The following is a 17,900-nucleotide window of genomic DNA, read 5'->3' on the forward strand; positions in this document are numbered from 1 at the left end:
GTATAAATAACCAGTATTCTTTCCGGAGTTTCGCTCATGTCGTACACCGTCACCCTGCAAGACTTTCCCGACATTCCCGCCAACGTTCGCGAACAGGCCGAACGGCGGTATGCCAAGACCCTGGAACGCGCCATGGGTGGCGTGGACGAAATCGGCCCGGCGCTCAAGGCGTGGATGACCGCCGAAGATTCGTCTGAAGGCGATCTGTCCGACCATGAAAAGGCCTTGGCCGTGCGCTGGCAAAAGGCCGCGGCGCGCGCGCAGCAGGAAGGCTTCAATGGCCTGGGCGAAGCGCAGGAAGCCTACTTTGAAGTCCGCCTGGCCCGGCACTGACCGCGTGGCTTAGCGGCGGCGCATGGCCGGCGTGATCGCCTGCACCCAGGCCTGATAGCCGGCTGCGTTCAGGTGCAGGTGATCGCTGGTATAGCGCAGGTCCAGCGTGCCGGTCGGCGCCAGAGCCGGATTCACGTTGACGTACACGCAGGGGCCGCGTGCGCACAGTGCATGCAGACGGCCGTTCAGGTCCTTGACCGACGCATTCACTGCAGGTGGAAACGCCGGCCCCGTGAACAGCGTGGATTGCACGATGACCTGGATCTTGGCGCGCGTAAGCGTATCGATGATGCGCTTGTAGTGCTCGAACACCTCGGTCACGGGCTTCTTGTAGACGGCAATGTCGTTGATGCCGGCCATGACAAACACCTTGCGCGGGGACACGCCCAGCACCGAGTCCAGCCGCTGCACCATGCCTTCCGTGCTGTCACCGCCGATCCCGCGGTTGGCAATGCCAACGCCCGGAAAGAACGCGTTCCAGTCGCCCCCTTCGGTCAGGCTGTCGCCCAGCATGACCACGTCGCGGCGGGCCATGTCCTGCGCAAAGCCGGCCTTGCGGTCGGCATAGTGCTGCCGCGTGCTGGCCAGCGCCTGATCGCGCTGCTGCGCGTCACGCTGTTGCACGTCGTTCATCGACGGCGACTGCGCCAGCGCGCCGGCCGTGGCCAGGATACCGATGGCGGCCATCACGCCGGACAGCAGGGCTGAAAGTGTCATTGCAGGGGGATACGTTGGGAGGGGACGGAGGCACAAGTTTAGCGGACTCGTGCATGCGCATCACGACTGCAGTTGCGATGCCATGCGGGTTCGATGCGGATGCGATCCAGGCGCGAAGCCGCGCAGGTGCGTTAGCATCATGGGTCGCACTTGAAAGGACCTGCCGTGGCCCCCGCATCGCCCAAATCTTCCGCCGATGCCCCGCTGCATGGCAAGCCCGACAGCGGTTGGCGCCGCAGTGTCTACACCGTCATCTTCGAAGCCGACACGCCCGGCGGACGGCGCTTCGACCAGGCCCTGATCTGGACGATCCTGCTCAGTGTGCTGGTCGTCATGGCCGACAGTGTCGAGTCCATCGTCAACCGCTATGGCCCCATCCTGCAGGTCCTGGAATGGATCTTCACGGTGATCTTCACGATCGAATATGTCGGGCGGCTGCTAAGCGTGCAGCGGCCGCTGCGCTACGCCACCAGCTTCTTCGGCATCGTCGATCTGCTCGCGATCCTTCCCAGCTATCTGTCCTTGTTCGTGCCCGGCCTGCACTTTCTGACGGGTGTGCGCGTGCTGCGTCTGCTGCGCATTTTCCGGGTGTTCAAGCTGCCGCGCTTCATGGACGAATACCTGATGCTCGGGCGCGCCCTGAAGGCGAGCTTCCGCAAGATCATGGTGTTCCTGTCCGTGGTATCGCTGATCGTCTTGAGCATGGGAACGATCATGTACGTGGTGGAAGGCCCCGAACATGGTTTCACCAGCATCCCTACCGCCATCTACTGGGCGATCAGCACGATCACGACGGTCGGGTTCGGCGACATTACCCCGCAAACGCCCCTGGGCCGCCTGATTGCCTCGTTGATGATGCTGCTGGGATGGGGCGTGCTGGCCGTGCCGACCGGCATCTTCACGGTGGAAATGTCGATGGCGCACGCGCAGCATGCGCGCAAGCTCAAGTCCGAACGCAAATGTGGCGTCTGCAACACGTCGGATCACGACGCAGACGCCACCTTCTGCAAGCACTGTTCGAACCGGCTGCCCGAGCAGGCGGCGTCCTGACGGTCGGCGCCTGGCGCCTGCCGATCGATCTGTTACTTAGCGGCCGCCCTGCCCCAGGCCGCCCTTGGTGTCGGCGCTGGGCGTGACTTCTCCAGCCGTGCCCGCGCTGAACGTATCGCCAATGGCGGAGGTGCGCTTGGCCTCTTCCGGTGGCGCCGGGGTGCCTGCCGGACGCTCGTCTGGGCCGTTGCCGGTGTCGGACAGGGCCTGCGCGTACGGCGCCTTGGCGCCGCGTGCCGCACCGCGGCTGCCCGGCCGCGAGCGCAGACTGGAGCGGCGATTACCGGCATCGGCAGGATTTGCAGGGGACGACGATCCCGTCTCTGGCGTGCGGGCCAGCAGTTTCAGGATGCCTACGGTGGCGGCGCCCAGCAGGAAGGCACTGAACAAGGGCTTGAGCGGGGATGGTGTGCGTGGCATAGGGGTCTCCGGCGATTGTGAATATTCACATCAACGCAAGCCGCATGCCTGTCATGAAACCCTGGGTCGTTTCCGCAGTCATATCCGGGCGGGCCGGTGGTTTTTGCTGACATCGGGCTGAACCGGTTCCTCGCGCATTCCGACGCGTCTGATGGATTCATCCACCTGACGCATCCGACTGACGATGACCCGAGGCGCCATGACCTCCCGCAATCCTGTTCCCGACAGCCCCGCCCCTGAATTTTCTTCCACGCCCGACCCTGCGGCCAGGGTGACCCGAGACGATGCGCGCAGCCGGCTGCGGCTGGCCGACACGTGGCGATTGCTCAAGCCCTACTGGGTGTCGCGCGACGGCCGGGCGGGCCTGGCCCTGCTTGCAGGGGTCATTGCCCTGAACCTGGCCCTGGTCGGCGTGAACGTCTGGCTGACCAACTGGAACCGCGTGTTCTACAACGCCCTGGAAGCCCACGACTTTCCTGCCTTCAAGCAGCAGTTGCTGGCCTTCTGTGCCATCGCCGCCGTCTTCATCGTCGTCAGCATTTTCAAGCAGTACTACACGATGATGCTGCAGATGCGCTGGCGCACCTGGCTCACGACTGACTTCCTGTCACGATGGCTGGATGGCCAGGCCTACTACCGGATCGAGCAGGCGCACGCGACCGACAACCCTGACCAACGGATCGCCGACGACCTGCGCACCCTGGCCAGCGACAGCCTGACCCTGTCATTGGGCCTGCTGAATTCCGTCGTGACCCTGGCGTCGTTCATCACCATTCTGTGGTCGGTGTCAGGCGCCCTGACCTTTCACCTTGGCGGAACACCCATCACCATTCCCGGCTACATGGTGTGGTTTGCCGTGCTGTATGCCGTGGCCGGCTCGTGGCTCACGCACAAGGTCGGCAAGCCGCTGATCGGCTTGAGCTTCCAGCAGGAACAGCGTGAAGCCGACTTCCGCTATGCACTGATGCGCCTGCGCGAAAACGCCGAGGGTGTCGCCCTGTATCGCGGCGAGAACACCGAACGCGCGGGCCTGCTGGCGCGCTTCGGCAATATCCGCGACAACTGGGGGTGGCTCATGCGCTATTCGCGCCGGCTGGTGCTGGTCAGCGCGGGCTATGGGCAGATCGCCATCGTCTTTCCGTTGATCGTCGCGGCGCCCCGCTATTTCGCCAGGGAACTGACGCTGGGTGGCCTGATGCAGATCAGCTCGGCATTCGGCCAGGTGCAGGGCGCGCTGTCGTGGCTGGTGGACAGCTACGCGTCGCTGGTCAGCTGGCAGGCGGCGTCCAACCGGGTTCTGGATTTTGAAGCCGCCATCCGCGCCACCAACAGGGATGCCGCCAATGCGGATGGCGAGCATGGCATTCGCGTCACGCAAGGGCTGCCACTCGGGGGCGAGGCGGGGGCGCCACGCAGCCCTATCGGGGCAATGGCTCGCGGCGGTGCGCCAGCCGTGCCCGCTATCGCCGCCGACGGTCTGGTCCTGGCGGTGCCCACCGCCGCCCAGCATATCCGCGAGCTGACGTTGCCGTTCTCGCTTTCTATCGAGCGTGGTCAACGCTGGCTGGTGACCGGGCCTTCCGGCAGCGGCAAGAGCGTCTTTTTCCGGGCCATGGCCGGCATCTGGCCCTATGGCCGGGGCACGGTGGACCGCCCTGGCGACGCCCGCGTGCTGTTCCTGCCGCAGAAAAGCTATCTGCCCGCCGGCACCCCGGCCGACGCGCTGTGCTATCCCTCCCGTTCCGACGCCTACGAAGCCACCGCGCTGCGGGAGGTGCTGCGGGCCTGTCGGCTGGATGGACTGATCGAGCGCCTGGACGAAGTCGCCAACTGGTCGACCACCCTGTCGCCCGGCGAGCAGCAGCGCATGGCGTTTGCACGCGCGCTGTTGCAGGCCCCCGATTTCCTGTTCCTGGACGAGGCGACCTCCGCCCTGGATGAAGAAACCGAAGCCGCGATGTACAGCTTGATCCGCGAACGCCTGCCGGATGCCGCGCTGATCAGCATCGCCCATCGCAGCACGGTGGCGCGCTGGCACGACCGCTATCTGCGCTATGACACCAGGCGGGGCGGCGAGGCGTCCGTGCGCACCGGACGCCTGGAGGCGGACGCCATGCCGGCGCCGTCTCCGGGCTAGGGCTCGACCCTTGGGCTCGACCCGTGGGCTCAGGCTCGGGCGGGCCCACCGCATGCACGCTAAAATCCGCGTCATCTTTTTGAAAAGATGCTAAACAGTTGCAGGGCCGCAGGCCCATCAAGGTTCGCGCAACGCAGAGCGTCAGGCGCCGCGTACGCATCCGCACCCCGTTCAGGTATTCGCAAAGATTCGCCCTATGCACATTCGCGCGCTGCACCCCTCCGACTACGCCTTGCTGTCTCCGGTCCTTGATGATTGGTGGGGCGGCCGCCCCGTTGGCGGGCTGCTGCCGCGCCTATTCTTCGAGCATTTCGGGTCGACCAGCTGCGTGCTCGAAGAAGACGGCGCGATCAAGGGCTTCCTGGTGGGCTTCGTGTCGCAATCCCTGCCGACCATCGCGTACATCCATCTGGTCGGCGTGTCGCCCGACAAGCGCAAGCAGGGCTACGGCGGTCTGCTCTACGAACGTTTCTTTGATCTGGCGGCCGTGCATGGCTGCTCGGAAGTGCATTGCATCACCACACCGGTCAATGCCGGGTCGATCGCCTTCCATACCCAGCTCGGCTTTGAAATCGTCGACACCGGCGATGCCGTGGACGGCATTCCGGTCAAGCTCGACTACGCCGGCCCCGGGCAGCACCGTGTGCTGTTCCGCAAGCAGCTCTGATACCGTCATCAGGCGGCGATCCATAAAAAACCCGGCACAGGCCGGGTTTTTTATTGCTGCGTGCCCGCAGGCGATCAGGAGATCAGGCGATCAGCTGAACGCCTGGATGCCCGTCTGGGCGCGGCCCAGAATCAACGCGTGGATGTCATGCGTGCCTTCATAGGTGTTCACGACTTCCAGGTTGACCACGTGGCGGATCACGCCGAATTCGTCCGAGATCCCGTTGCCGCCCAGCATGTCGCGTGCGACGCGTGCGATATCCAGCGACTTGCCGCAGGAATTGCGCTTCATCATCGACGTGATTTCGACCGCGGCCGTGCCGTTGTCTTTCATGCGGCCCAGTTGCAGGCAGCCTTGCAGGGCCATCGTGATTTCGGTCTGCATGTCGGCCAGCTTTTTCTGCACCAGCTGATTGGCGGCAAGCGGACGGCCAAACTGCTTGCGGTCCAGCGTGTACTGGCGGGCGGTGTGCCAGCAGTACTCGGCCGCGCCCAGGGCGCCCCAGGCAATACCGAAACGCGCCGAGTTCAGGCAGGTGAACGGACCCTTCAGGCCCGACACGTTCGGCAGCAGGTTTTCCTGCGGCACGAACACTTCGTCCATCACGATTTCGCCGGTGACCGACGTACGCAAGCCCACCTTGCCATGCACGGCCGGCGCGGTCAGGCCCTTCCAGCCCTTTTCCAGGATGAAACCGCGAATCGCGTCCTTGCCATCCTCACCCTTGAGCTTGCCCCACACCACGAATACGTCGGCGATGGGCGAATTCGTGATCCACATCTTGGAACCCGACAGCGAGTAGCCGCCGTCCACCGGCTTGGCGCGCGTTTCCATCGAACCCGGATCCGAGCCGTGATTGGGTTCGGTCAGGCCGAAGCAGCCAATCCACTCCCCGCTGGCCAGCTTGGGCAGGTACTTCTGCTTTTGCTCTTCGCTGCCAAATTCGTTGATCGGCACCATGACCAGCGACGACTGCACGCTCATCATCGACCGGTATCCCGAATCCACGCGTTCGACTTCACGCGCGATCAGGCCGTAGCTGACGTAGTTCAGGCCCGATCCACCGTATTGTTCCGGGATCGTCGGTCCGAGCAGGCCCAGTTCGCCCATCTCGCGGAAGATTTCCGGATCAGTGCGTTCGTGGCGGAACGATTCCAGCACACGCGGCATCAGCTTGTCCTGGCAGTAGGCGGCGGCCGCGTCGCGGATCATCCGCTCGTCGTCGGTCAGCTGCTGGTCCAGCAAGAGGGGATCGTTCCAGTGAAATTGTGCGGGTTTGTGCATAAGTGTCATGTCTCGATGTTTTAGGTGCCAGGCGTCGTGTGATGCGCCCGACGACTGCGCTTGCCTACGACACGCGGTCGGATGACAAGCACGATACCGGATGGGCGGTGAACCGCCAAACGAGTTCTTTGCACCGACCTGTGCGTTTCTTGCACTCCGGCCGGAGTATGCTGGGCGACACGTGAAGGCATCGGCGGCGCGTTCGCCGCAGCCGCACACGCCCCTCTTCTTCTTACGGCCCCCGTGTCATGCGTCGCAAACTTCCCAGCACGGCCGCCTTGGCGGCCTTCGATGCCGCCGCGCGGCACCAGAGCTTTACCAAGGCCGCAGAAGAACTGGCGCTGACGCAAAGCGCAGTATGTCGCCAGATCGCCAACCTGGAAACCTTTGTCGGGTTGAAACTGTTCCGGCGGTCTCGCCGGGGGGTCACGCTCACCCAGGCAGGCGCCAGCTATAGCGTCGCCGTGGCGGGCAGGCTTGAGGAAATGGAACGTGACACCCTCGATCTGATGGCAACCCGGGGCGAAGGCGGCGTGCTGGAACTGGCCGCGGTGCCGACCTTCGCCACCCGGTGGCTGCTGCCGCGCTTGAAGCGTTTCGAGGCTCGCGCACCCCGGGTCATCGTCAACATCATGCCGCAGAGCCGGCCGTTCCTGTTTGAAGGCACCCCCTTCGACGCGGCCATCTACGCGGGCGACGGCCACTGGCCCGGCACGGAAGCCATTGCGCTGATGCCCGAGCGCCTGGTGCCCGTCTGCGCGCCGTCCTTGATCGCCCCGCACGGCGCGCTGACCCCCGGCCAGTTCCGCCGCTACCGGCTGCTGCAGCAGACTACCCGCCCCTACGCATGGCGCGCCTGGTTCGATATTCAGGGCGTCCGGCATGACCACGACGTGGCGGGCCCCCGCTACGAACTGTTTTCCATGTTGATCCAGGCCGCCGTGCACGGATTGGGTATTGCCCTGGTCCCGGCGCTGCTGGTCGAAGAAGAGCTGGCGTCGGGCAAGCTGATCGCCGCGTCGCCGCTGGCGTCGGGCGTGGACAAGAGCTACTACCTGGTCCTGCCGGAATGGAAGGCCGAAAACCCGCTGCTGCGGACCTTTGCGGAATGGCTGCGGGAAGAGGCCGAGCCCTATCGGAACGAGCAGCTTATTGAGATCTGAAGCTGACAAGCCGGGGTCGCAGCGGAACCGCAGTGCACTGGGCCTGCCCCGACCCGGGATAGCAAACGATCAAACGCTTCCTTCACACGAAAAAAAACCGGACTCCATGGAGTCCGGTTTCTGCCCGGCGTCAGAAGCAACGCCAGTGATTACTGCCCTTCGAGGAAGCTCTTCAGCTTGTCTGCGCGGCTGGGGTGACGCAGCTTGCGCAATGCCTTGGCTTCTATTTGTCGAATGCGCTCGCGGGTCACGTCGAACTGCTTGCCGACTTCTTCCAGCGTCTGGTCGGTGCTCATTTCGATACCGAAACGCATGCGCAGCACCTTGGCTTCACGCGGCGTCAGCGAATCCAGCACTTCCTTGACCACGTTGCGCATGGAACCATGCAGCGCGGCGTCGGACGGCGCCAGCGTCGTCGTATCTTCGATGAAGTCGCCCAGATGCGAATCGTCGTCGTCGCCGATCGGCGTTTCCATCGAGATCGGCTCTTTCGCGATCTTCAGGATCTTGCGGATCTTGTCTTCCGGCATGTCCATCTTTTGCGCCAGCGTTGCGGGATCGGGTTCGGCACCCGTTTCCTGCAGGATCTGACGGCTGATCCGGTTCATCTTGTTGATCGTTTCGATCATGTGGACCGGAATCCGGATGGTACGTGCCTGGTCGGCGATCGACCGCGTGATGGCCTGACGGATCCACCACGTGGCGTACGTCGAAAACTTGTAGCCGCGACGATATTCGAACTTGTCCACCGCCTTCATCAGGCCGATGTTGCCTTCCTGGATCAGATCCAGGAACTGCAGGCCACGGTTCGTGTACTTCTTGGCGATCGAGATCACCAGACGCAGGTTGGCCTCGGTCATTTCGCGCTTGGCCTTGCGGGCTTTCGCCTCGCCGGTGGCCATTTGCTTGTTGACGTCCTTCAGGTCCTTCAAAGGCAGCACGACACGGGACTGCAGGTCGATCAGCTTTTGCTGCAGTTCCTGGATGGCCGGGATCTGGCGCTTGAGCGTTTCCGAATACGAATGGTTGGCGTCGACTTCGGCCAGCACCCAGTTCAGGTCGGTTTCATGACCCGGGAAGGTCTTGATGAAGTGCGTGCGCGGCATGCCGGCACGGTCGATACACGTCTGCATGACGGCGCGTTCGAGCTTGCGCACTTCTTCGACCTGGGCGCGCAGCGTGTCCGCCAGGCGTTCCACCATCTTGGCCGTGAAGCGGATGCCCATCAGTTCATTCAGGATGGTCTCCTGCGCTTCGGTATACGCCGCCGACTTGTAGCCGTCGTGCTCGTACGCGTGGCGCATCTTCTCGAACCACGTCTTGACGCTGGTGAACTTTTCCAGCGACTTGACGCGCAGCTCTTCGACCTGCTTGCTGCTCATGCCGCCAGCCGGTGCGTCTTCGCTTTCGTCGTCTTCGTCGTCGGCCGCGGTCACGCCCGAGCCGGCGTACTCTTCGCCGTCATTCGGGTCGATCAGTCCGTCCACCACTTCGTCGATCTGCGCTTCGGCCGAGCGCACGCGTTCGGCGTGGGCCAGGATCTCGTTGATCGTCGACGGGCAGGCCGAAATCGCCATGACCATGTGCTTCAGGCCGTCTTCGATCCGCTTCGCGATCTCGATTTCGCCTTCGCGCGTCAGCAGTTCGACCGAACCCATTTCACGCATGTACATGCGGACCGGGTCAGTCGTACGGCCAAAGTCCGAATCCACCGTGGACAGCGCGGCTTCGGCTTCTTCTTCGGCGTCGTCGTCGGACGAAGCCACCGGCGCGTTCTCGTTCAGCAGCAGCGTTTCGGCATCGGGCGCCTGGTCGTAGACCGAGATGCCCATGTCGTTGAACGTGCTGATGATGCCGTCGATCGCTTCGGCGTCGACGAGGTCATCGGGCAGGTGGTCGTTGATTTCGCCGTACGTCAGGTAGCCGCGGTCCTTGCCGAGCTTGATCAGCAGCTTCAGGCGGTTGCGGCGCGCTTCGTATTCTTCGGGCGACACGGGGCCACGGGCGATCAGGTCTTTGGGATCGGCCTTGCCGCGCTTGCCACGACCCTTCGGGATCTTGATTTCGGGAATCGGCTCGGCATCACCGTCGACCACGTCGTCAAAGTCGGCGCCCGGCGTGCCTTCGGCAGGCTTGGCGTCCTTTGGCGGACGGCCCGGACGGCGGCCGGCCGGCTTGGCCAGCAGTTCGGCCAGCTTCTTTTCAGCCGTTTTCTTTTCCGCGGCGGTCAGCGCTTTCGCAGGCGCCACCTTGGCCGTTGCCGTCTTGGCATCGGCCTTGGGGGCCTTGGTCGATGCCTTGGCGGTGGTGGTCTTGGTGGCGGCGGCGGCCTTGAGTACAGGCTTGGCCACGGCGGCGGGTTTATCGATAGGTTCCAAAGGCATATCCACCAGTTCGCCAGCCATAGCGGCGGCTTTGGTTGTGGTCAGGATCTTCGTCGTGGCCCTTCCCGCGGACTTGACCGTCACGGTCACGCCCTTCGGGCCGTCCTTGGGCAAAACCGCGGTCACTGCGGGCTTCGCCATCGTCGTCGACGCAATCGCCGTGTCCTTTGCCATGTCTTGCCCTTCGGCTTTGGATTTGTTTACAGTCAGCGTCTTGCCAGTCGTCTTCGCCATGGTCGGTCAACCACTCCTATTGTCGTTCGACCTGCCTTGAGCAGGTCCGCCACCCGTGTACCTGTGCGGTTGTGCATGCGTCGCACGCCGCGTGCAACGACGGCCCCTCTCGGGGCTGGCATTGCGGTAGCCGCTGTTTCAACGGCACGGGTAATGTGTTTCAGTCTGCGTGTTGCGGTTTTCGTGGACCGTATTCAATAATCAGGGTGTACGCTTTTTGCGTTGCGCCTGCTGCGAATGCGGTCACGTTTCCTCTAGTGCTGCTGCGCGTTCTGGTAGTGCGGATAGTGCGTGTAGTGCGGGTACTGCGCCCCGATGGAACGATGACCTGACAGCGCGACGAGTGCTTGCGGTTGCAAATCGGCGGGCGTGCCGTGCGGTTGCGTGCTGGATGCGGAGTCGGTCTGGCGTTCGGGATCGGGGCGTGAAATTGGGTGCTGCTTGGGTCGTGCTGTTTTGCGTTCGGTGTTCTGTCGTCGCTATCGTCAGACGTTTTTCGCCGTCCGGTGTTCACTCAGCCTGCCAATGCAAGCGTCCAGCAAATAACGTCCAGCCGGTAAAAGCGATGCAGAGTGTACGAGGTAACCCTCTATTCTATCACTCTGGGCTTTTTTAGCTCGGCCATTCTTTCTTTCAACGCCAAATATCGCGCTTTTGCGTCATCGCCGGTCAGTCCACCGGCGATCAACGCCTGCTGTTCGCGCGCCGCGGCGTCGAATTCGATCGTCCTGAGCGCATCGAACAATTCTCCTGCGGGATCAGGCAGTTCGTCTTCATAGATGGTTGCTGTGGCGGCCATTACAAGGGGTTGCGCCAGCGAAGTTCCCTCGGCTGCCTGGATGAGCGCCCCGGTATGGGACGCCCCGGTGGTGCGCACCAGGGCCACCAGTTCGCGTACGGTTTCAAACCCCGCCGTGCTTGCCAGCATGGTTTCGGACGCGTCGTCGAGCTCATTGACCGACGCCGGGTGCGTCAGCAGCAGTTGCAGCAGGCGCTGGGCAATGGGCGTCACCACCCGCCTTGCGGGTGGGGGCGCTCCAGGCACTTCACGCTGGCCGCGGAAATTCTTGTCGAACTTGCCCCACGATTTGCCGGAGCCGCCTTTCCAATTTCCGTTGCCACCGCCGTTGCCGCCACCCTGGCCGCCATATTTTCCACCGCCCTGGCCGTAGCCACCTTGCCCGTAGCCGCCCTGCTGGCCCTGGCCGCCTTGGCCACCGCTGGGGTCGTAGCCACCCGCGGCGTCGTCGTAATACGGTTCGTACTGCCCGTCCATGTCGGGCTCGTAGTCCGGAAAGTGGCCATCATCCTGCGGACCGTCGCCTTGCCCGCCCGGGGCATGCGCACCACCTGCCTGACCACTATTAGACTCAGAGCGTACAACCGGCATGACAGTTCCCCGCTGACCCGACGCAGCGTGCACAAGCGGGCCACTGGGTACGTCTTCCAGATGAATCAGCTGCGTCAATTCTTCGGGTGTCAGGCGCGTCAGTTGGGCCAGTTCACGCTGCACCTGCATCCGCAGCGCACCCGCCGGCATCGCCTGCAGCAGCGGCCGTGCGTCATGAATGCAGCGCGCGCGGCCTTCGGCTTCTTCCATCGGATGGCGGCCCACCAGCTCGCTCAGCATGAATTGCGACAGCGACATCGCTTCTTTCAGTGCCGTGCGAAAGCCGTCCGGGCCGAATTCGCGGACATACGAATCCGGGTCATGCCCTTCGGGCAAAAACAGGAAGCGGATGCTGGCATCGTCGCGCAACAAGGGCAGACAGGCTTCCAGGGCCCGCCAGGCGGCCTTGCGCCCGGCTTTGTCACCGTCGAAGCTGAAGATCACCAGGTCGCTGGCGCGCAGCAGCTTTTGCACATGCACCGGCGTGGTCGCAGTGCCGAGGGTCGCCACGGCGCACTCGATCCCCAGCTGCGCCAGCGCAACCACGTCCATGTAGCCTTCGACCACGATCACCATGCCATTGCTGCGGATCGCGGTGCGTCCTTCCCACATGCCGTACAGCTCGGAGCCCTTGGAAAAAATGGGCGTCTCGGGCGAATTCAGATACTTGGGCTCGCCCTTGCCGATGATCCGTCCGCCAAAGCCGATCAGGTGGCCCCGCGCATTGCGGATCGGGAAGGTCACGCGTTCGCGGAACCGGTCGTAGCGGCGGCCTTCCTCGTTCAGGATGACCAGGCCGGATTCGACCAGCAGCGGATCGTCGTAATTGGGCAGGACCGCTTTCAGGCCCTGGCGGTCGTTGCCAGCCCAGCCCAGGCCGAACCGGGCGGCAATTTCGCCCGACAGGCCCCGCGACTTCAGGTATTCGATCGCTGGCCGCGCCGTACGCAGCTGTTGGCGGTAGTGAGTATTTGCGGTTTCAAGGACTTCGCTGTGCCGCGAGACAACCGCTTCACGCTGCGCGCGTGCGGCGCGCTGCCGGGGGCTGCGTTCCTCTTCCGGCACCTTCATGCCGGCGTTGCCAGCCAGGCTGCGCACGGCATCGGGAAAGCTCGCGCCGGTGTGCTCCATCAGGAACCGGATCGCCGTGCCGTGGGCGCCGCAGCCGAAGCAGTGATAGAACTGCTTGGTGGGGCTGACCGTGAACGACGGCGACTTTTCGTTGTGGAACGGGCACAGCCCGAGCAGATTGGCGCCGCCCTTGCGCAGGGGCACGTACTGACCCACCACGTCGACAATGTCGACGCGGGCAAGCAAATCCTGAATGAATGAATCCGGGATCATGCGTGGTGGCCCCGCAAGGGTCGGCCTTCAGGAAAAGCGCGTGGGCTCAGCCCAGTTGCGCCTTGATCAGCTTCGAGACTTCCGACATGTCGGCGCGGCCCGCCAGCTTCGGCTTGACCAGACCCATGACCTTGCCCATGGCGGGAGCACCCGTCACGCCCTGGGCTGCAACGGCAGCCACGGCTTCGGCCACGACGGCGTTGACTTCGTCTTCGCTTGCGGCCTGGGGCAGGAATTCCTGCAGCACGGCGATCTCGGCCCGTTCGGCGTCCGCCGTTTCGGTACGGCCAGCCTGGTCGTACGCCAGGATCGACTCACGACGCTGCTTGACCTGCTTTTCGATGATGGCGGTGATTTCGGCGTCGGACAATTCGCGACGCTCATCCACTTCCTTCTGCTTGATGGCGGCCAGCAGGAAACGCACGGTGCCCAGACGTTCGGCAGCCTTTGCGCGCATGGCGTTTTTCATTTCGTCGGACAGGCGGGTCTTGAGAGAGGCGTCGCTCATGGAATACTCAGCGCTAGAAGTCGAACAGACAGGGGGAAACCGTGGGCCTATGCCGCAGGCCGGCGATCCGGCGGATACAATGGCAACAACAAAAGAATGCCAACAACAAAAGCCGCCAGGCTTGCACCATAGCGGCTAATGTCGACAGCGAATTCCTGGCGCTGCAAACCAATGCCGCACAAGCGACATCAGTTTGCCGCAAGCCAATCAGAACAGGCGCTTGGGCAGCTGCTGGCTGCGAATACGCTTGTAGTGACGCTTGACGGCAGCAGCGTGCTTGCGCTTGCGCTCTGCGGTGGGCTTTTCATAGAACTCGCGCGAGCGCAGTTCGGTCAGCAGTCCCGTCTTTTCGATGGTGCGCTTGAAACGACGCAGTGCGACCTCAAACGGCTCATTTTCTTTAACGCGAATCGTGGGCATGTAGCAATTGCCTTGGGGTTGGATGAATTAGCCTGCCAATATAGCAGGTCTGGACGAGGAATGCCAGCCCACTCGCGGCCCAGTGCTACACTTTCTGTCTGCTCAGGGTAAGCCCTGCCCTGCAAACGGCCACACGGTGTCGCGCGCCGTTCCTGCACCCGCCCTGTCTACTTGTGGCCTCATCATGATTGTTCTCGGATTCGAAAGCTCCTGCGACGAGACCGGCGTTGCCGTTGTCGATGCCGACCGCGGCCTGCTGGCTCATGCCCTGTACTCCCAGATCGAGATGCATCAGGAATACGGCGGGGTCGTGCCCGAACTGGCGTCTCGCGACCACGTGCGGCGCATTCTGCCTTTGACCCGGCAGGCCCTGACGGACGCCGGACTGACGCTCGACGACGTGGGCGCGGTGGCCTACACGGCGGGTCCCGGGCTGGCTGGCGCGCTGTTGGTGGGGGCCAGCGTGGCCCAGGCCATCGCCTGGTCGCGCGACCTGCCGTCCATCGCCATCCACCACCTTGAAGGGCACCTGCTTTCCCCCCTGCTGGCCACGCCCCGCCCCGATTTTCCATTCGTAGCGCTGCTGGTATCCGGCGGACACACCCAGTTGATGCGAGTAGACGGCGTGGGTGATTACACCTTGCTGGGCGAAACGCTGGATGACGCGGCGGGCGAAGCGTTCGACAAATCCGCCAAGCTGATGGGACTGGGCTACCCGGGCGGACCGGCGCTCTCGCGCCTGGCCGAACAAGGCGACGCCAGTCGCTTTGACCTGCCCCGCCCCAAGCTGCACAGCCCCGACCTGGACTTCAGCTTCAGCGGCTTGAAGACGGCGGTGCTGATCAAAATGAAATCGCTGCCGGAAGGCGATGAGCAGGCCAAAGCAGATCTGGCCGCGGCGACGCAGAACGCAATCGTGGAAGTGCTGGTGGCCAAGTCGGTCAAGGCGCTGCAGCAGACCGGGCTGAAACGCCTGGTGATCGCCGGCGGCGTGGGGGCCAACCGGCTGCTGCGCGAGCGGCTGGCGGAGCGCCTGACCAGGCTGCGCGGCCAAGCCTACTTTCCGCCGCTGGAGTTGTGCACGGACAACGGCGCAATGATCGCCTTTGCCGCCGCCATGCGCCTGAAGGCCGGCATGGTGGATGTGGACAGCCGCAATACGGCGTTCACGGTCAAGCCCAGGTGGAACCTGGAAGACGCCGGCAAGCGGCCGGAAGTGGCCTGACGCGCAACTTGTTCTATGCGGACCGGGACTGACTTGGGACGGGACTGACTTGGGACGGGACTGACGCTGAGATGGCCTGACGCTGAAACGCCCAGACGCTGAAACGCCCAGACGCTGAAACGGCCTGACGCGGCACAGGCACAGGCACAGGCACAGGCCCACACGCCGCGGCCGACGCATCGACCTTGCTGTTGGCCGTCGCCGGTCGCCCGCTGTCAGGCCTTCTTTTTCGACCCGATCTTGCTTTCCTTGCCGGCCATCAGCTTGGCGATGTTTTCGCGGTGGCGGTAGATCAGCAGCAGGCTCATCAGCGCGATGGCCGTGCCGATGCGGGGGTCGGCGTCCCAGGCCACGTCATGGCCGAACACATAGAACAACGGCGCCACGATGGCGGCGACCAGCGCCGCCAGCGACGAGTAGCGGAAGAACACGGCCACCAGCAGCCAGCTGGCCAGCACCGCCAGGCCCAATCCCGGTTCGATCGCCAGCAGCACGCCCAGCGCCGTGGCCACGCCCTTGCCGCCCTTGAAACGGAAGAACACCGGATACAGGTGGCCGATGAAGACGGCCAGCGCCGCCAGGGCGACGGCGCCGTTGCCGACGTTGTAGGCCGGACCGAACTTCTGCACCAGCCAGACCGCCACGTAGCCCTTCGCGCCATCGCCCAGCAGGGTCAGGATGGCGGCGGCCTTGTTGCCCGATCGCAGCACATTGGTCGCACCGGGGTTTTTCGACCCGTAGGTGCGGGGATCGGTCAGGCCCATGACGCGGCTGACGACCACCGCGAAAGAGATCGACCCGATCAGGTAGGCAAGCACGACGGCGGCGACGGTAAGCATGCGAAGAAATCCTTGGGCAGCGACGGGCTGCAACGACAGGCGGGAATTCTACCCATCCCGGGACAGGCCCGCCGGCAAGGCTGGCGCTTTTTTTTTGGCTTGCGCCTACTCCAGCGCCGCCGACACCGGCGTCGCCTTCAGCAGGCGCACCAGTTCCTGCGGATCGATGCCGACCAGATACCCCCGTTTGCCGCCGTTGATCAGGATGTTGGGCAGGTCGAGCACGGACGCTTCCACATACACCGGCATGGCCTTGCGGGTGCCGAACGGCGACGTGCCGCCCACCAGGTATCCCGAATGACGCTGGGCCACATCAGGCTTGCAGGGCGCGACTTTCTTGACGTTGATCTGGCGAGCCAGGTTCTTGGTCGACACTTCGCGGTCGCCATGCTGCAGCACGATCAACGGCTTGGCGTTCTCGTCTTCCATGATCAGCGTCTTGATGACGATGTGCTCATCCACACCGATCTGGCGCGACGATTCTGACGTGCCGCCGTGATCGACGTAATCGTAGGGGTGTTCGGTAAACGCGACCTTGTGCTGGCGCAGGAACTGGGTCGCAAGGGTTTCGGAAACGTGTTTGGCTTTGCTCATGACGGGGACAGGCGGCGTGGACTGGATGGGCGGGCAAGACGGCCGCATCAGCCGCGCGGGTGATGTTGGGCGTGCAGCGACTTGAGCCGCTCCCGCGCAACGTGGGTATAGATCTGGGTGGTGGATATGTCGGCGTGCCCCAGCAGCATCTGCACGACCCGCAAATCGGCGCCGTGGTTCAGCAGGTGGGTGGCGAACGCGTGGCGCAGCACGTGGGGCGACAAGGCCGCCGCAATGCCGGCCGCGCGGGCGTATTTCTTCACGATCAGCCAGAAGCCCTGGCGGGTCATGGGCCCGCCCCGTGCCGTCACGAACAGGGCGTCGCTGACCTGCCCGTTCAGCAAGGCCGGCCGTGCGTCGGCCAGGTACAGGGTGATCCAGTGCGCGGCTTCGGCCCCCAGGGGCACCAGCCGGTCCTTGCCACCCTTGCCCAGCACCACGCGCACCACACCGTCGTTCAGGCCGACATCCAGCGACTTCAAGCCCACCAGTTCGGACACGCGCAGGCCTGTTGCGTACAAGGTTTCAAGCATGGCGCGATCGCGCTGGCCCAGCGCCGTGGCCGTCTGCGGCGCGGTCAGCAGCGCTTCGACCTGCGCTTCGGACAGGGTCTTGGGCATGCGTGGCGCCTGCTTGGCCGACCGCAGCGTCAGGCAGGGGTCCGCTGCCGCGTGGTGCGTGCGCAGCGCCCATTGGTAGAAGCGCCGCAGCGTGGCCAGCCGGCGATTGGCGGTGGTGGCTTTGGTGTCGGCATGCACGGCGGCAAACCAGGATTCGATATCGCCGGCGCTGGCCTCGCCCAGGTTGCCTTTGCGCGCCTGGCGCAGCCAGCCGTCGAAGGCCTGCATGTCCCGGCGATAGGCCGCCAAGGTGTTGGCCGACAGGCCGTCTTCAAGCCACAGGGCGTCGATGAATACGTCGATAACGGGGTCGTAGCGGCCAGTCGGGACCGGGGCGGAAGCATCAGCGGACGCAGCAGCGGATGCATCAGCAGATGCCGCAACAGTCGTGGGATCGGCGGACGGGGCGTCGGACGCCACGTCGGCCGACGCGAGCGCCGAAGCGTCATTCAGGGAAGGAGCAGCAGGCATTCAGCGATGGTGGCGATGCGGCCGCGCCTTGTCAACGCGGCCCGTGGACGAAAACATCCTGGCCTGCCTCGCAGATAAAAAACCCGCAAGCGGGCTTGCG

At 64.1% G+C, this 17,900-nt stretch carries 16 protein-coding genes; 6 read left to right on the top strand and 10 right to left on the bottom strand.

Translation table 11 applies throughout. From position 1 onward, the window contains the following. Positions 1-36 precede the first annotated feature (36 nt). Positions 37-333 carry a hypothetical protein gene (locus tag HD883_RS09895; RefSeq protein ID WP_179585972.1) on the top strand — a complete coding sequence of 99 codons (297 nt, stop codon included), beginning with the start codon at positions 37-39 and terminating at the stop codon, positions 331-333. A 9-nt stretch (positions 334-342) separates the two neighbouring features. Here the strand turns inward: HD883_RS09895 and HD883_RS09900 are convergent, their stop codons facing one another. Beyond that, positions 343-1,050, bottom strand: coding sequence for a GDSL-type esterase/lipase family protein (locus HD883_RS09900; RefSeq protein ID WP_179585970.1), 708 nt, complete (start codon positions 1,048-1,050; stop codon positions 343-345). 165 nt (positions 1,051-1,215) lie between these two features. Here HD883_RS09900 and HD883_RS09905 point away from each other — a divergent pair, with 165 nt between their 5' ends. Further along, positions 1,216-2,100 (top strand): ion transporter, encoded by an 885-nt coding sequence (locus HD883_RS09905; RefSeq protein ID WP_179585968.1) that lies wholly within the window; start codon positions 1,216-1,218, stop codon positions 2,098-2,100. 36 nt (positions 2,101-2,136) lie between these two features. Here the strand turns inward: HD883_RS09905 and HD883_RS09910 are convergent, their stop codons facing one another. After that, on the bottom strand, positions 2,137-2,520 hold the full coding sequence (locus HD883_RS09910; protein WP_179585966.1) for a hypothetical protein: 384 nt from the start codon (positions 2,518-2,520) through the stop codon (positions 2,137-2,139). Positions 2,521-2,719: 199 nt separating this feature from the next. Between HD883_RS09910 and HD883_RS09915 the strand changes: the two genes are divergently transcribed. Both HD883_RS09915 and HD883_RS09920 read left to right on the top strand, forming a co-directional pair. After that, positions 2,720-4,657 (top strand): ABC transporter ATP-binding protein/permease, encoded by a 1,938-nt coding sequence (locus tag HD883_RS09915; protein ID WP_179585964.1) that lies wholly within the window; start codon positions 2,720-2,722, stop codon positions 4,655-4,657. Between the two features lie 196 nt (positions 4,658-4,853). Beyond that, positions 4,854-5,324, top strand: coding sequence for a GNAT family N-acetyltransferase (locus tag HD883_RS09920; RefSeq protein ID WP_179585962.1), 471 nt, complete (start codon positions 4,854-4,856; stop codon positions 5,322-5,324). Positions 5,325-5,414: 90 nt separating this feature from the next. Here HD883_RS09920 and HD883_RS09925 read toward each other — a convergent pair whose 3' ends face one another. Then, positions 5,415-6,608, bottom strand: a complete 1,194-nt coding sequence (locus HD883_RS09925; RefSeq protein WP_179585960.1) for an acyl-CoA dehydrogenase — start codon at positions 6,606-6,608, stop codon at positions 5,415-5,417. 248 nt (positions 6,609-6,856) lie between these two features. On the opposite strand from HD883_RS09925, the gene HD883_RS09930 reads away from it, so the two are divergent. Next, positions 6,857-7,771 carry a LysR family transcriptional regulator gene (locus HD883_RS09930; protein ID WP_179585958.1) on the top strand — a complete coding sequence of 305 codons (915 nt, stop codon included), beginning with the start codon at positions 6,857-6,859 and terminating at the stop codon, positions 7,769-7,771. Positions 7,772-7,920: 149 nt separating this feature from the next. On the opposite strand, the gene rpoD is transcribed toward HD883_RS09930, so the two are convergent. From rpoD to rpsU, 4 genes are all read right to left on the bottom strand, one after another. Beyond that, positions 7,921-10,176: an RNA polymerase sigma factor RpoD gene (rpoD, locus tag HD883_RS09935; protein ID WP_179588637.1), complete on the bottom strand. Its 2,256-nt coding sequence runs from the start codon at positions 10,174-10,176 to the stop codon at positions 7,921-7,923. Positions 10,177-10,978: 802 nt separating this feature from the next. Beyond that, a complete protein-coding gene (gene dnaG / locus HD883_RS09940) occupies positions 10,979-13,123 on the bottom strand; it encodes a DNA primase (protein WP_179585956.1) in 2,145 nt (714 codons plus the stop codon). Positions 13,124-13,169: 46 nt separating this feature from the next. Further along, positions 13,170-13,631, bottom strand: coding sequence for a GatB/YqeY domain-containing protein (locus tag HD883_RS09945; protein WP_179585954.1), 462 nt, complete (start codon positions 13,629-13,631; stop codon positions 13,170-13,172). A gap of 207 nt (positions 13,632-13,838) precedes the next feature. Next, complete coding sequence (gene rpsU, locus HD883_RS09950) at positions 13,839-14,051, bottom strand: 30S ribosomal protein S21 (protein WP_179585951.1); 213 nt, start codon at positions 14,049-14,051, stop codon at positions 13,839-13,841. 184 nt (positions 14,052-14,235) lie between these two features. Between rpsU and tsaD the strand changes: the two genes are divergently transcribed. Next, positions 14,236-15,276: a tRNA (adenosine(37)-N6)-threonylcarbamoyltransferase complex transferase subunit TsaD gene (gene tsaD, locus HD883_RS09955; RefSeq protein ID WP_179585949.1), complete on the top strand. Its 1,041-nt coding sequence runs from the start codon at positions 14,236-14,238 to the stop codon at positions 15,274-15,276. Positions 15,277-15,491: 215 nt separating this feature from the next. Here tsaD and plsY read toward each other — a convergent pair whose 3' ends face one another. The 3 genes from plsY to xerD form a co-directional block, all read right to left on the bottom strand. Further along, positions 15,492-16,115: a glycerol-3-phosphate 1-O-acyltransferase PlsY gene (plsY, locus tag HD883_RS09960; protein WP_179585947.1), complete on the bottom strand. Its 624-nt coding sequence runs from the start codon at positions 16,113-16,115 to the stop codon at positions 15,492-15,494. Between the two features lie 105 nt (positions 16,116-16,220). Next, entirely contained in the window at positions 16,221-16,709 is a 489-nt protein-coding gene (gene ybaK, locus HD883_RS09965) for a Cys-tRNA(Pro) deacylase (RefSeq protein ID WP_179585945.1), read from the bottom strand. Between the two features lie 47 nt (positions 16,710-16,756). Beyond that, complete coding sequence (gene xerD / locus HD883_RS09970) at positions 16,757-17,800, bottom strand: site-specific tyrosine recombinase XerD (protein ID WP_179585943.1); 1,044 nt, start codon at positions 17,798-17,800, stop codon at positions 16,757-16,759. Positions 17,801-17,900: the final 100 nt, after the last annotated feature.

Origin of the sequence: Pigmentiphaga litoralis, assembly GCF_013408655.1 — a bacterium.
Classification (GTDB): domain Bacteria; phylum Pseudomonadota; class Gammaproteobacteria; order Burkholderiales; family Burkholderiaceae_B; genus Pigmentiphaga; species Pigmentiphaga litoralis_A.

What these genes read in the sequence shown, in the direction of transcription:
- HD883_RS09895 (WP_179585972.1), top strand. Translation starts at nt 37, where the DNA reads ATGTCGTACACCGTCACCCTGCAAGACTTTCCCGACATTCCCGCCAAC.
- HD883_RS09900 (WP_179585970.1), bottom strand. Translation starts at nt 1,050, where the DNA reads ATGACACTTTCAGCCCTGCTGTCCGGCGTGATGGCCGCCATCGGTATC.
- HD883_RS09910 (WP_179585966.1), bottom strand. Translation starts at nt 2,520, where the DNA reads ATGCCACGCACACCATCCCCGCTCAAGCCCTTGTTCAGTGCCTTCCTG.
- HD883_RS09915 (WP_179585964.1), top strand. Translation starts at nt 2,720, where the DNA reads ATGACCTCCCGCAATCCTGTTCCCGACAGCCCCGCCCCTGAATTTTCT.
- HD883_RS09920 (WP_179585962.1), top strand. Translation starts at nt 4,854, where the DNA reads ATGCACATTCGCGCGCTGCACCCCTCCGACTACGCCTTGCTGTCTCCG.
- HD883_RS09925 (WP_179585960.1), bottom strand. Translation starts at nt 6,608, where the DNA reads ATGCACAAACCCGCACAATTTCACTGGAACGATCCCCTCTTGCTGGAC.
- HD883_RS09930 (WP_179585958.1), top strand. Translation starts at nt 6,857, where the DNA reads ATGCGTCGCAAACTTCCCAGCACGGCCGCCTTGGCGGCCTTCGATGCC.
- rpoD (WP_179588637.1), bottom strand. Translation starts at nt 10,176, where the DNA reads ATGGCTGGCGAACTGGTGGATATGCCTTTGGAACCTATCGATAAACCC.
- dnaG (WP_179585956.1), bottom strand. Translation starts at nt 13,123, where the DNA reads ATGATCCCGGATTCATTCATTCAGGATTTGCTTGCCCGCGTCGACATT.
- HD883_RS09945 (WP_179585954.1), bottom strand. Translation starts at nt 13,631, where the DNA reads ATGAGCGACGCCTCTCTCAAGACCCGCCTGTCCGACGAAATGAAAAAC.
- rpsU (WP_179585951.1), bottom strand. Translation starts at nt 14,051, where the DNA reads ATGCCCACGATTCGCGTTAAAGAAAATGAGCCGTTTGAGGTCGCACTG.
- tsaD (WP_179585949.1), top strand. Translation starts at nt 14,236, where the DNA reads ATGATTGTTCTCGGATTCGAAAGCTCCTGCGACGAGACCGGCGTTGCC.
- plsY (WP_179585947.1), bottom strand. Translation starts at nt 16,115, where the DNA reads ATGCTTACCGTCGCCGCCGTCGTGCTTGCCTACCTGATCGGGTCGATC.
- ybaK (WP_179585945.1), bottom strand. Translation starts at nt 16,709, where the DNA reads ATGAGCAAAGCCAAACACGTTTCCGAAACCCTTGCGACCCAGTTCCTG.
- xerD (WP_179585943.1), bottom strand. Translation starts at nt 17,800, where the DNA reads ATGCCTGCTGCTCCTTCCCTGAATGACGCTTCGGCGCTCGCGTCGGCC.